This window comes from Methylobacterium sp. Gmos1, assembly GCF_053764715.1.
In genome coordinates, this window is sequence record NZ_JBSNCC010000004.1 from 496,007 (window position 1) to 509,625 (window position 13,619).

The window sequence follows — 13,619 nt, forward strand, 5'->3', positions numbered from 1 at the left end:
GCAAGTCGTTCTCCACGGTCGTCGGTCATCGTTGCGTCCTGCCCCTCGTATTTTCGTCATTCGATAGGCGATCGTGGGGTTTCTGCCTCGGCGCCGGATCGTCCCGGCCGTCGGTGGCGGGCCGCGTCTCTGCGCGTGCCGACGACGATTCGGTTATTCGTCCCGGAGCATCGACTCGTCGCTAACGGGTCGCTGCCGTCGAGATCACAAGTATTCGTACCATGAACTGCTGCTCGATCCGCAGCAGATCCGTCTCGCATTGGAATCGTCGGCGATCATCGATCGCGACGGAATCCGCATGGAGTAAAACGATGGACGATCTACTGGCCGGCCGCATCTTCGAGCGGACGAGGGCCACCCTGTCGCGTCTGTTCGACGAGGCCGCCGACGGGCGCATCGGCCTCGATGCGGTGGACGACATGGTCTACCCGGTCATGCGGGTGTTGCAGGACGGGGGCGTGCACCAGTGGCTCTGCCTGATCCACGCCCATCCGAGCCAGGACACCGTCCAGCATTCGATGCACGTCGCCGGCCTCGCGGCCAATCTCGGCCATCATCTCGGGCTGCCGGCCTGCGACTGCGTCGCCCTGGTCCGGGCCGGCCTGCTGCACGATATCGGCAAGGCCCGCATCCCGGCCGAGATCCTGAACAAGCCGGGCGCGCTCACCGACGACGAGATGGCGTTGATGCGCACGCACGCCGCGGTCGGCCACGACATCCTGCGCGAATCCGGGCTGCGCGATCCGGTCGTGCTGCAGGCGACGCGGCACCACCACGAGATGATCGACGGGTCCGGCTATCCCGACCATCTCGCCAAGGAGGCGGTCAAGGATCTCGTTCGCCTGATGTCCGTGTGCGACATCTACGCGGCCTTGACCGAGGCGCGCCCCTACCGCCCGGCGATGACGCGCGCCGGGGCGCTCGGCATCCTGCGGGGCATGACGCCCGACCGCCTCGACCCGACCTTCGTCGATGCGTTCGAAGCCTCGCTCGCGCGGCCCCACACGGGATGGACGACGACGCATCCGGCCGGCGCGGCGCGGCTGCCCGATGTCCCGCGCAGCTACAAGTGCCGGTGAGGCCGCCGCGCCTCACGCGGCGGTCGGAGGGCGGAGCGCCTGTACTCGCTCGGGGTGAGGTCGAAGCGGTCCCTGAAGCGGCGGGCGAAATGCGCCTGGCTGATGAAGCCGCAGTCATAGGCGAGCATCCCGATCGACAGGTGCGCGTGCCCGGGATCGGCGAGCCGCCGGGCGGCGACGTCGAGCCGGCGCTGCCACAGCCAGTCCGCCACCGCGTGCCCGCGCTCGTGAAACAGCTGCTGCAGGTGGCGCAGGGACACGCCCATCGCCGCCGCCAGCTGGGACGGGTCGAGGGTCGGATCGCCGAGATTGGCGTCGACGTAGGCTTTCGCCCGCTGCACGATCACGGTGCCCTGGAGGGGACGGGGCGTCTCCTGCGCCAGCCGCTCGGCGATGCTGGCGACGATGAGGTCGGTGCCGATGCGGGCCATGCGCTCGGCCATGTCCGGGCTGAGCTGGTCGCTCATCCGGACGAGATCGGTGAGGAACGTGCGCGCCAGGGACGCGCCGGGCAGGCCGGCGCCGATGGACAGGCCCGCGAACAGGGGGGCCGACCCGAGCGCGCCCTCGAGCCGCTCGCGCGGCAGCTCGATCAGCAGCGAGCTCGTCGGATCGGGATATTCGAGGCGGGCGGGCCTGTTGCTGTCGAGGATCATGATCTCGCCCGGCTGCTGGAGGACCGCCCGGTCGTACTGGCTGCTGCGGGCCGTCCCGGACAGCCGGATGACGACGGCGAGCGTGTCGTGCTTGTCGTGGCGACGGATCGTCTGCGGCGTCGTATCGATGGCCTGGCCGTTGAAGGTCGAGCGCGTGATCACCAGGTCGCCGACCTGGGCCGCCTCGATATGGGCGCGGAAGGCACCGTCGCCGACCGTCCGGCACTCGCTCGGAACGAAGTGTTCGCGGACGATCTCGAGGTAGGTCTGAAACTTCTTTCGGGACCTGAGATCGTCGGACGAGATCAGCGTCTTCATCGAATCAGAATCGCGTATCAGGTATTCGCAAGTTCTATTCGGCCTTACCTAGCAGACCGCGACGTCGATGACCAGGGGTAAGCTCCGCGCTCCGGCGGAAGCCGTAGAATTTTTCTCCAATTCCCCGCATGTCGAGGCGGTCGACAAGTCTTCGCGGGCTAGTCAGCCGGGCCCGCCAGGACAGGCGTCGCGTCGCCCTCGTTGCAGGTCCCGGACCGAGCCCGGCCGGCGCCCGCCGGTCCAGTCCGGTCCGGGAGTCGCGCCGGACGCGGCCGCCGGCGCCGCGGACGACCCGCCACGACGCGAAGCGCCGACCCTGCCGGCAAGGCCGCGCGGTCAGGCGTTCAGGAGTTCGAGGGCCGCCTCGTGCAGCCGCTTGTCGCCGGCGGCCACGATCCGCCCTCCTTGGGCGGCGGACGTCCCCTCCCAGGTCGTGACGACGCCGCCGGCGCCCTCGATCACCGGGATCATCGCCACGATGTCGTAGGGCTTGAGCGACGCCTCGACCACGAGGTCGATGTGGCCGGCGGCCAGCATCGCGTAGGCGTAGCAATCGGCGCCGTAGCGGGCGAGGCGGGCCGCCTTCTCCACCCGCTCGTAGGCCTGCCGGTCGGAGGTGGCGTCGCCGAACAGGCGCGGATCGGTAGTGTGCAGGATCGCCTCGGACAGGTCGCCCTTCCGGCGGGTGCGCAGGCGGCGGCTCCCGTGCGGGCCCTGGTAGTGGGCGGCCTCGCCGTCGCCGAAGAAGCGCTCGCCGGTGAACGGCTGGTTCATCAGGCCGTAGCAGGGCACGCCGCCGCGGGTGAGCCCGATCAGGGTGCCCCAGATCGGCAGGCCGGCGATGAAGCCGCGGGTGCCGTCGATCGGATCGAGCACCCAGACGTACTCGGCATCCGGGTTCTCGGTGCCGAACTCCTCGCCCAGGATGCCGTGGTCGGGGAAGCTGCGCTTGATGAGCTGGCGCATCACCGCCTCGCCGGCCCGGTCGGCCTCGGTGACCGGATCGAAGGCGGCGTGGCCCTTGGCCTTGTCCTCGGTGGCGAAGGCGGCGCGGAAGAAGGGCAGGATGGCCTGGCCCGACTGGGTGGCGAGCTCGTCCACGAACCGCGCGAAATCCACCACGCTCATGCTGTCCCCGATTCCCGCTCAGCCCGCGAGCCCGCGGCCCGCCCGTGCCGGATCGAAAGGGCGGCGCGGCCCCGGCGTCAAGCCCCGGGGCCGTCGCCCGGGGATTTTCGGGGGTCACGCCTCCTCGTGCTCGGGCTCGGGCGCGTGCTCCCGGGCCGGGGCAGGGGAGGGGGCGGCGGGCGGCACGTCGCGCAAGGCCTCCAGGCAGGCCTCGACGCCCTCGCGCAAGCTGACCGCGTAGTGGTCGGCGCCGAGCGATTCGCGGGCGCCGGGATCGCTGAGCACCGCGTCATCGGAGGGCCACAGGCCGACGAGCACCTGCGCCGCCGGGGCGCGCCGCCGCACCCGCTGGATCAGGTAGCGCAGATGGGCCGGCGTGCCGCTGATCTCGAGGTAGGAGATGCAGATCATCCGCGCAGCAGCAGCGTCGAGCGAGGCGATCTCGGCGCGCGACACCGCCTCGAACGGCACCACCCGGGTGCCGAAGCCGTGTTTTTCGAGGAGCTGGGCCAGCATCATCGAGGCGGCCTCGTCGAGGGGCCCGCGGCCGGCGACGCAGAGCACCGCGCCCTCGCGCCGCCACTCGTCCGGCAGGGCGTCCGGGGCCGGGGCGTCCGGCACCGCGGGGGCGGCCTCGCAAGGGGCGTCCTCGTCCTGGCGGCCCGACAGGAGGCGGCCGGCCAGGGTGGTCTTGACCTCCGGCGCCACGTCGTCCCGGTCGGAGAGGTCCTCGATCAGCTGCCCGATGCCGACGCGGATGCGATCGAGCTGGCTCTCGGTCAGCACGCCGCGGCGGGCATCCGTCGCGGCGAGCTGGAGGCCCTTGAGGGCCACCTCGTCGTAGTAGGAGGAGAGGGAGCACTGGGCGAGGATGGCTTCCGCCAGTTCCTGCGCCTCGTCGGGATCGTCGGCCAGCATGCGCTGGTAGAAGTTCTCGACCGGGGTCAGGGCCGGGCGGTCGCCGAACAGGACGTCGAGGAATTCGAGCTTGTCGACGTGGCGGCCGAGCACGACGAGGCAGACGGTGAGCGGCGTCGAGAGCAGGAGCCCGACCGGCCCCCACAGCCAGGTCCAGAACAGCGCCGAGACCAGCACCGCGAAGGGCGACAGCCCGGTCGAGTGGCCGTAGACCAGGGGCTCGATGAACTGGCCGACCAGCGGCTCCAGCACCAGGAACAGGGCGGCGGTCGCCAGCACCATGTTCCAGCCCGGATCGACGGCTGCCGCCAGCGCCAGCGGCAGCAGCGCCGACAGGAAGGCGCCGATATAGGGCACGAAGCGCATCAGCGCCGAGAAGATGCCCCACAGGATCGGGTTCGGCACGCCGATCAGCCACAGCCCGATGCCGATGGCGAGGCCGAAGCTGGCGTTGAGCGCGAGCTGGACCAGGAAGAACCGGCTCAGGCGCCGCGCCGCGTCGTCCATCGCCACGGTGGTGCGGTGCAGGTCGCTGGAGCCGACGAGGCGGATCATCCGGTCGCGCAGGTCCTCGCGCTGGACCAGGATGAAGATCAGCACCACGAAGACGATGCCGAGGGTGGCGAGCGGCGAGATGACCGGGGCCAGCACCTTCTCGGCGAGCTCGACCGGGCCGGGCTCGCGGTCGCGCATCTCGACGAGCACCGGCTTGTCGGGGTTCTGCACCCCGGGGGGCGGGGCGCGCCTGCCCTCGGGCTTCTTCTCCTCCGGCTTCTGCGCTTCTGGCCTTTGATCTTGCGCCCCGGCCTGCTGGATCTGGTGGTTGATGCTGCGCATGTAGCCGGCGATGTCGCCGAGAGGGCCCGCCTTCAGGTTCTCGGCCTTCTCGGCGATGGTGCGCTGGTAGCGCGGCAGGCCGGTCGAGAGGTCGGCGACCTGCATGCCGATGAGGCCGCCCAACCCCGCCACCACGGCGAGCAGCAGCAGCACCGCGACGCCGACGGACGGGATCCGCCCGAGCCGGAGCTTGCGCAGCAGCGCCACCAGCGGCCCGATCACGAAGCTGAGCAGCACCGCGATGGCGATCGGGATCAGGATGTCGCGGCCGAAATACAGCGCCGCCACGATCACCGCCGCGATGACGAGCGGCGCCGCGAGACCGTCGCCGGGGGTCTCGGCGGCCTGGACCCGGGCCGGATTCATCGAAAAAGGCCGCCTGCGATCGTCCCGCGCATCCGCCATGCGACGCCACTCCCACGCGCGCGGCGCTCGCCGTCTCGCCACGCTTCCACCGGGAGGGAACGGGGCGGACGGCGAAACGATCCGCCGCTGACCCAGCGCCATCCTCGCGAAAACGTGTGCGGGGCTACTCGATCCGCACCATCACGCTGTCGCTCGCCCCCGCGGCGTCGAGCACCGAGATGCGCACGAAGCCGGCGCCGTCGGGCTGCCACTCGGCCTGGCGCCGGTCCGATTCGGTCACCGGCAGGCCGCCGACGAGCCAGGTCAGCGGCAGGGTGCCGCCGAGCGCTTTGAGGGCGAGGCCGGCGGGTGCGCCCTCCAGCGCCCCGAGGTCGATCCGCGCCCCGTCCGGCGGGTAGGCGATGCGCAGCCGGTCGGTGGGGCCGGCCTCCCGGCGCAAATGGCGCAAGGGGGGCGTCAGGGCGGAGGTCGTCGCCACCAGGGCGTCGCGGGGGCGGGGCACGGGCTCGGGGTCCAGCCCGAGACGGGCGACCGCGTCGAACAGCAGCGGCGCGGCGGCAATCCGCCCGACGAGGCCCGGCACCCCGGCCCCGTCCGGCCGCCCGAGCCACACCGCCACGGTGGTGCGGCGGTCGAACCCGACCGCCCAGGCGTCGCGGTAGCCGTAGGACGTGCCGGTCTTGTAGGCGAGGCGGTTCGGGAGCGCGCTCTCCGGCGGGGGCGTGCCGCGCAAGACGTCGGCGACGTACCAGGCCGCCACCGGCTCGGCGATGCGCGGCAGGGCCGCATCGGTCGCCGGCGCGTCGAGGCGGCGCCTGAGCACCGGCACCTCGCCGCCGCGGGCAAGCCCCGCATAGAGCCGCGCGAGGTCGGAGAGCGTGATCCCCAAGCCCCCGAGCGCCACCGGAAGCCCCGGGGCCGCATCCCGCGGCAGCGCGATGGCGGCGCCCGCCGCCCGCAGGCGGGCGACGAAGCGGGCGGGGCCCACCGCCTCCATCAGCTCCACCGCCGGCACGTTGAGCGAGAGCTGGAGCGCGCGCCGCGCCGTCACCGTGCCCTGGAAGGTGAGGTCGAAGTTCTCGGGCGCATAAGAAGCGCCGAAGCGCGACGGGCGATCCTCGATCAGGGTCTCGGGATGCGCGAGCCCGGCCTCGAACGCCATGGCATAGACGAAGGGCTTGAGGGCCGAGCCCGGCGAGCGCGAAGCCCCCGTCATGTCGATGGCGCCGGCGCGCGCGGCATCGAGGTAGCCGGCGCTGCCGACCTGCGCCCGGACCTCGCCGGTGGCGTTGTCGAGGACGAGGAGCGCCGCCGACAGGCCGGGGCCGAGGGCGGCCGCCCGCTCGGCGACGAGCGCTTCGAGCCGCCCTTGCAGCCGCGCGTCGATCGCGAGCCGGTGCACCATTCGGCCCGGCTCCTGCGCCAGGGCGGCCTCGGCGGCGTGGGGCGCCAGCATCGGGAAGGGTTTTCGGGAATGCGGCACCGGCTCGGCCTTGGCGGCGGCGGCGTCGACTGCGGGCACCACGCCGCGGGCGGCGGCGATATCGAGCACCCGGTCGCGGGCCCGGCGCGCGGCCTCGGGAAAGCGGTCGGGCCGCCGCCCCTCCGGCGCCTGCGGCAGGGCGACCAGCAGGGCGGCCTCGGCGAGCGTGAGGCGCGCCGGCTCGCGCCCGAGATAGGCGAGGCTTGCCGCCCGCAGGCCCTCGACCGGCCCGCCATAGGGCGCGAGCGCGAGGTAGAGCCGCAAGACCCCGTCCTTGCCGAGGCGCCGCTCCAGCTCGATCGCCCGGGCGATCTGGCGGAGCTTGGCCTTGAGCGAGCGCTCGCCCCGCGGCTCGACGAGGCGCGCCACCTGCATCGACAGGGTCGAGGCCCCCGACACGATCCGCCCGGCCGCGAGCCACTGCCCGGCGGCGCGCAGGAGCGCCATTGGGTCGACCCCCGGATGCGCCCGGAAGCGCCGGTCCTCGTAGGCGGTCAGCATGGCGAGGAAGCGGGGATCGACCGCCTCGGGGTCGAGCGGCAGCCGCCAGCGGCCATCCTGGGTGGCGAAGGGGCGCAGAAGCGTGCCGGCCCGGTCGAGGACGATGGCGGAGCGGGCATTCGCCGCGGCGAGGTCGAGGGGGGGCAGATGGGCGAGGGCCGACCAGAGCCAGGTGCCGGCGCCGAGGGCGAGCCCCGCCGCGGCGGCGGCGAGGACGACCCGAAGGCGGATCACCCGTGTCGTGCCTGCTCCCATTCCGGGCCCCGTCCTGCGGTCTCGTCCGGCCGATCCTGCCGCATTTCGCGGGCCGGGGCGATGGGGGCCGGTGGGCGCGGAACGTCGGAAGGCGCGCTCAGGCCTGCGTCTCGGCGGCGGGCGCGGCGCCGCGGCGCAGCCGCGAGGCGGCCTTCGCCAGCGGGATCAACGCCCCGCCGACGACGAGGCCGACGAGGCCCGACGCCGCCGCCGTCACCAGCCACTCGACGACGCCCCGGACCGATGGAAGGAGCGCCCCCGCCCACGCCGCCGCGTCATGCGCCGCATGCGCCGGCGCCGTCACGCCGTACTCCTCCAGCCCGTGCACCAGGATGCCCCCGCCGACCCAGACCATGGCGGCGGTGCCGACGACGGCGAGGAGCTTGAGCAGGACCGGCATGCCCCTGACCACACCCCGGCCGATCCCCCGGACGAGGTTTCCGAACGGCGGCCCCGACTTGCTCCCGGCGAGCGCCAGCCCGGCATCGTCGGCCTTCACGATGAGCGCGACGGCGCCGTAGACCGCCGCGGTGATGCCGATGCCGACGATGGCGAGGACCGCCGCCTTCATCCAGATGCTGCCCTCCGGCAGGGCCGCGAGGGTGATGGCCATGATCTCGGCCGACAGGATGAAGTCGGTCTTGATGGCGCCGGCCACCCGGCGCTCCTCCAGCGCCGGATCGTGGCCCGCGCCGGCCCGGGCCTCCTCCTCGTCGCCGTGCGCGCGATGCGGAAACACCGCTTCGTAGACCTTCTCGGCGCCCTCGTAGCAGAGATAGGCGCCGCCCAGCATCAGGAGCGGGGTGATCGCCCACGGTGCGAAGGCGCTCAGCGCGAGCGCGCCGGGGAGCAGGAACAGGAGCTTGTTGCGCAGCGAGCCGAGCGCGATCTTGCCCACGATCGGCAACTCGCGCTCGGCCGAAAAGCCCACGACGTAGCGCGGCGTCACCGCCGCATCGTCGATGACGACGCCGGCGGCCTTCGTCCCGGCCCGCGCCGCCTGCGCGGCGACGTCGTCGAGGGAGGCCGCCGCGCTCCTGACCATGAAAGCGACGTCGTCCAGCAGGGCCAACAATCCGACGCTCACGGTCAATCCCCTCAAGCCCACGACAGCCTTGCTGGAAACGGACCATGGCAGATTTGGCTCCGTGCCGCGATCGGCCGGACGTCACCGACGAACTTGTCCGCTCCCTGCGCAATCGCAAAGGTCATAGGAGCGCGCCGGTTCGGTCGAAGACGTTGGTCGAGCAGTCCTGCGCCGCTTTGAGGTCGAGGTGCGCAGGAAGTGTGTAGCCATACCGAGTTCGATCCTGGCGAGACTTTGCTCCGGTGCTGCTACCAGGGCACTTCCTCTCGCAGGGGTGGGCGACACTGCACTTTCGCCAGCCAGTCGCGATGGCATACGAGACAATGCAATGTCCGAAATCGGCACCGTGATTGCCTGCAAGTCAGGCGTAAGGGAGTTGTTTATTAATATAATTGCATATTATGATTTTGAGGAGGTTTTATGATAAACATATTGCAATCCTATCTGTTTTGGTTCTGCAAAATAAGGGCATGAATTTATGTATGATTTTGCAAATATTTCTAATTGACTGAAGCCATCAGCAAGTTGCTGGCGTAGTCGATTGACAAGATCTGTTGCGCGAAGATATATTTTACCATGCGGAACGGCGGCGCTCGATGCTGACCGTCCAGCCGGATCGGCGTGCGTATTTTTTGTGGTAATAGATTGATATAATCGATGAATATCAAGTATGCGATCGTATTTTTTAGCCTGTCTAGCTGTGCAGCTCAAGCTGAAGAGGCTTGGTTCCAAGCTTGTGGTCCGGTCTATCCTGTTCGCCTCGAAGGACCTGCTTGTACGAGCCGTGAGGGTGAGATCGGCAGTCGCGGGACGGATCCGACGGGCATCGACTGGTGCTGCGTCACCCAGCGCCTGACCGACGAGGAACGATGTGCCAAGAAGATTAAGGACTTCACCGAGGACTCCAGGCGCGGCAGGAAACCGTCCGAGACGCGTTTCACCCTCCTTCAAATGGAGTGCAAGAACGAACTGGCCGATCTCTCGAAACGGACCGGCGCGAAGATCCCGGTCTTCTCGCAGCGGCGGAACCTGCCGCAACAGGGGCGAAACGCCGAGCAGGATCGGCAGATGCCGCCGGGCAGCAGGCGCAGCCCCGTCATCGACCCCTATCTCAACGAGATTCTCAAATTCGGGATCGCCATCGCGGCGCAGGCTGCCATTGTCTATCCTGTTCGCCCGATGAAGATCGATCCCGGAAAGTCACGCACCCACTCCGGGGATCCCTCCAATCCAGCGTCCAGATATCCTGATATCCTGCGGGATGCGCAGCGCCGCCCCAGCGGCATCTCAGGTCTGGGAGGTCCGGGGCGGAACTCATCACCCGTGCCGGTGAACCATCCCTCCGACCCGGGAGCCAATGTGCCGGCGCGCTCGTCGATGCTGCCGGCGGCGAGTGCGAAACCCGGCTCGGCATCCGGACAATCGAGCAAGGCCGGTGGCGTCATCATCAATCCGGATCCTCAGAAAGTGCAGGCTGCTCCCTTCGATATCAAAGAAAAAATCCTGAAATTGCAATCTGCGAATTGAATAAATTGATGTGAGGGCATATTGCCATGAAGATATCCGATCCGATCATATCACGGCGAACGATGCTGAGGATGGTCTCCGGAGCAGCGGCTGGGGCTGTGCTCGGACCGGTTGCGGCACGGGCCTTGGGTAAAGATTCGTTTCCTGAAAATCGCATGGTCATGCCGTTCGAGGCGATAAGCCCGCCGACGCAAACGGCCTGCGCGCCCCCGCGAGCCGGATCCAGCGAGCCGAATCCCGAAAGAGCCGTCTCCATCCTTCGGCTGCTGGAAAGCAGGCCTTCCCCGGACGCTCGCATCCCGGGACTGACCCGGATGGACGGCTACCTCGAAACCGACGATGACATCATCGTCTGGGGCGTTTTGGAACCCGGGCAGCCGGAACTATACTTGACGGATTTCATTCTCGGACTGCAGATCGCCTTGTTTCCGGACAAATATTCGTCCCAGTCGTCGCAGCCGAACGTCGCAGCCCAGCTTAATAAATATTCTTATTCAACGGGCCGATCAGGTCGCCTGATCTCGATTGATCCGGTCGAAGAAATTCTTGCCCGCGCCGGAAATGTCAAATCGAAGGAGGCTGGCGCTAAAAACAAATATGTCGAAATCTGTTCGGGCGGGCAAAATGTGAGGGTCGAGGGGATGCCGCGCCAATCACGCGCGGCCAAGGTACTTGTCGACGCCGATTATCGCATGAAAATGGTCGGCTTGAGCCGGGTCAACCTGCCGATCAAGCCTGGATTGCCCGGGACATTCGATGAAGTTTGGAAGCGTGCCAAGCAGGGGAAAGATCAGTCCGGGAGCACTTCGACGAGATTCTGGTTCCATCCTGGAGAATTTTCTTACCAAAAATCCAACAATACGATTTTCCTTGACCGATCCGATGTGGTTCTAAGCGCCGAGGACGAGGTTGTTGGTTCCAATCAGGGAACCGGACAGGTGAATGCCGATGCGCGAGCCTTTGCGTGCTCATGGACTGCACGAATGGCAGAAATCGAGATGTCTGAGCCGATCTGGCGAGAACTTGGTAATGTGTTCAGGCATTTTGCAATCGGACTTGCATACGCCAAAGAATATGCAGAGCAACCACGTGGAAGAGATCGCCTTCACAAGTTGGTCCACGAATTCGAGCATTTCGAAGTCGAGGTGCCGACGACGCTGCCCGGTCTGTCACGCTGGGAGCAGTTCACCCGTGACGTCAAGGGCGGGCGATCCACGCTGACGCACAGGGTCTGCGGTGGAGTGTCCATGGAGTTCCACCGTGGATTGCGGAAGACCGAACCCGGCATCTCTCAGGGGATGCGTCTCTCCGGCCAAATCACCCGTTCGAGGCCGTCCGCCCGTGCCATCAGCTGGGCAGTGCTGGCGCTGGATGCAGAACCGCCGAAAGCCACCACATCCGAGACGAGCGATTTTTTCAAGCGGCTCGAATCTCAGACAGTCAAGCTGGCGGATCCTCCTCCACCGAGGCGCGAGGGCTATGATTTCAAAAGTCTGATGTACATCATCCCTATCGGGTTGATTGGCGCTGCTTGTGCCGCGCGATTGGTGATGAAGGGGAAGAGTACGTAGCCCGAAGAAGCGGCGGTTGCGCTCCCGGCCGGGGCCGGTCCTCTCCCGTGCGGGATGCAGACACTCGCGCCGTCGTGCCCCGGGGCCGAGGTCGGCCTCGTCATCGGCAAGGGGCGACCGGTGGCGCGCAAAGGCCTGTCGCACGCCGCTACGGCGAAGCCTCAAGGAATGCCGTTTCCCTATAGGAACGGCGCTGGATCCTTCGGGTCCCGCATCGGCTTCACGTCGCGCCGGTTCCACCAGCCGCCGCCGAGCGCCTGGAACAGGGCCGCGGTGTCGGCGTACTGGTTGGCCTGGGCCTGGGCCTGGGTCACCACCGCCTGGAGGTAGGCCGACTGGGTGATGAGCAGCGAAGCGCTGCTGACCGCCCCGAGGCCGAACTGCTTGCGCACCAGCTCCACGCTCTGCTGGCTCGCCTTGACGGCGGCGTTGGCCGCCGCCACCGCGCGGCCGTCGGCCTGGAGGGCGCGGAGCGCATCCGCGACGTTCTGGTAGGCGGTGATGACGGTGGCGCGGTACTGGGCTTGCGCCTGGACCAGGTTCTCCTCCGCCGCCTGCTGGCGCCGGAAGAGGGTGCCGCCGTCGAAGAGCGGCTGGGCGACCGCGCCGGCGATGGTCCAGAGGCTGGCGGCCGGGTTGAGGAGCGCGGCGAAGTTGGTGGCGCTGGCGCCGACCGCGCCCGAGATGGTGAATTGCGGCAGGCGGTTGGCCACCGCGACGCCGACCTGGGCGCTCGCGGCGTGCACCGCGGCTTCCGCCGCCTTGACGTCGGGGCGCTGCTCGATCAGTCGCGAGGGCAGGCTCACCGGCAGGGAGCGGGGCAGGTGCAGCGAGGCGAGCGTGAAGGTCTGGCTCACCTCCTCGCTCGGGAAGCGGCCGGCGAGCGCGGTGAGCAGGTTGCGCTGCTGCGCCAGCGCGCGCTGGAGCGGCGGCAGCAATTGCTGCGACTGGGCCAGCAGGGCGGTCTGCTGCACCACGTCGGCGCCCGCGACCTGGCCGGCATTCTGCTGCTTGGTGATCAGGTTCAGGAGGTCGGTCTGGGCCTGGATCACCTTCTCGGTCGCGGCGATCTGGGCCCGCAGGGAGGCTTCCTGGATCGCCGCCGCGACGACGTTGGCGCTGAGCGTGAGGTAGGCCGCCTCGAGCTGCCAGAGCTGCCCCTCGGCCTGTGCCGCCTGCGATTCGAGGGCGCGCCGGGTGCCGCCGAACACGTCGGGGGTGAAGCTCACCGTCACCTGCGGCGTGACGAGGCTGTAGAGCAGGTCGTTGTTGTTGAGCGGCGATTGCAGGTCGCCGCCCGGGGCCTTGTTGTAGGAGGCCTGGGAGTTGAAGCCGACCTGCGGGAAGAGCGCGCCGCGCTGCGCCTCGGTGGTGGCCCGCGCCGCCCGCAAGGAGGCCTGCGCCGCTTCGAGGTTCGGGTTGCGGGCGAGCGCCTCCGCCACCAGGGTGTTGAGGGCCTTGGAGCGAAACAGCGTCCACCACTCGCCCGGCACGTCGCGCCCGGTCGCGAAGGTCTGGCTGAGCGCGCCGTTGCGGCGGTCCTCGGCGCTGGTGTCCGGGTTGCGCAAGGCTTCCTTGGTGTAGCGCGAGACCGGCGGCGGGGTCGCGCCCTGGAAATCGGGCCCGACCATGCAGGCCGAGGCCGAGGCAGCCGCGAGCGCCGCCGCCAGGATGCGCGCCGCGGTGCGCGCGGCGGGGCGGGGCCCCGCCTGATCCCCCGTGCCCGCCTCGTCCGGATCCGCCTCGTCCAGGGTCGGATCGCCCGGCAGCGCGTCCTGCGCCGCGGGAGCGGCGGCGGCGCGCGGGGCCGTGATCGCGGTCGAGAGGCGCAGGAGGGCGCGCATGGAAGGGGGCATGCTGGCGGGGGTGAGCGTGTCGGGTCGGGACAGCATC

The 13,619-nt window shown here is 69.2% G+C and carries 9 protein-coding genes; 3 read left to right on the forward strand and 6 right to left on the reverse strand.

Annotated features, from left to right (window positions below):
- The first annotated feature begins 311 nt into the window (after positions 1-311).
- Entirely contained in the window at positions 312-1,079 is a 768-nt protein-coding gene (locus ACS5PV_RS11430) for an HD-GYP domain-containing protein (protein ID WP_455395446.1), read from the forward strand.
- On the opposite strand, the gene ACS5PV_RS11435 is transcribed toward ACS5PV_RS11430, so the two are convergent.
- From ACS5PV_RS11435 to ACS5PV_RS11455, 5 genes are all read right to left on the reverse strand, one after another.
- The gene (locus tag ACS5PV_RS11435) at positions 1,064-2,053 is read right to left on the reverse strand and encodes a helix-turn-helix domain-containing protein (protein ID WP_455395447.1); all 990 of its coding nucleotides are present in this window, start codon (positions 2,051-2,053) and stop codon (positions 1,064-1,066) included. The genes ACS5PV_RS11430 and ACS5PV_RS11435 overlap by 16 nt on opposite strands.
- Before the next feature lie 336 nt (positions 2,054-2,389).
- Positions 2,390-3,181 carry a histidinol-phosphatase gene (hisN, locus tag ACS5PV_RS11440; protein WP_455395448.1) on the reverse strand — a complete coding sequence of 264 codons (792 nt, stop codon included), beginning with the start codon at positions 3,179-3,181 and terminating at the stop codon, positions 2,390-2,392.
- Between the two features lie 114 nt (positions 3,182-3,295).
- Positions 3,296-5,302, reverse strand: coding sequence for an AI-2E family transporter (locus ACS5PV_RS11445; RefSeq protein WP_455395449.1), 2,007 nt, complete (start codon positions 5,300-5,302; stop codon positions 3,296-3,298).
- A gap of 163 nt (positions 5,303-5,465) precedes the next feature.
- Entirely contained in the window at positions 5,466-7,541 is a 2,076-nt protein-coding gene (gene pbpC, locus ACS5PV_RS11450; RefSeq protein ID WP_455395450.1) for a penicillin-binding protein 1C, read from the reverse strand.
- A gap of 97 nt (positions 7,542-7,638) precedes the next feature.
- A complete protein-coding gene (locus ACS5PV_RS11455) occupies positions 7,639-8,628 on the reverse strand; it encodes a DUF808 domain-containing protein (protein WP_455395451.1) in 990 nt (329 codons plus the stop codon).
- A 657-nt stretch (positions 8,629-9,285) separates the two neighbouring features.
- On the opposite strand from ACS5PV_RS11455, the gene ACS5PV_RS11460 reads away from it, so the two are divergent.
- Together ACS5PV_RS11460 and ACS5PV_RS11465 are read left to right on the forward strand one after the other, a co-directional pair.
- Positions 9,286-10,155 (forward strand): hypothetical protein, encoded by an 870-nt coding sequence (locus ACS5PV_RS11460; protein WP_455395452.1) that lies wholly within the window; start codon positions 9,286-9,288, stop codon positions 10,153-10,155.
- A 26-nt stretch (positions 10,156-10,181) separates the two neighbouring features.
- The gene (locus tag ACS5PV_RS11465; RefSeq protein ID WP_455395453.1) at positions 10,182-11,726 is read left to right on the forward strand and encodes a DUF1598 domain-containing protein; all 1,545 of its coding nucleotides are present in this window, start codon (positions 10,182-10,184) and stop codon (positions 11,724-11,726) included.
- A 179-nt stretch (positions 11,727-11,905) separates the two neighbouring features.
- Here ACS5PV_RS11465 and ACS5PV_RS11470 read toward each other — a convergent pair whose 3' ends face one another.
- Positions 11,906-13,618 (reverse strand): efflux transporter outer membrane subunit, encoded by a 1,713-nt coding sequence (locus ACS5PV_RS11470; protein WP_455395454.1) that lies wholly within the window; start codon positions 13,616-13,618, stop codon positions 11,906-11,908.
- Position 13,619 lies beyond the last annotated feature (1 nt).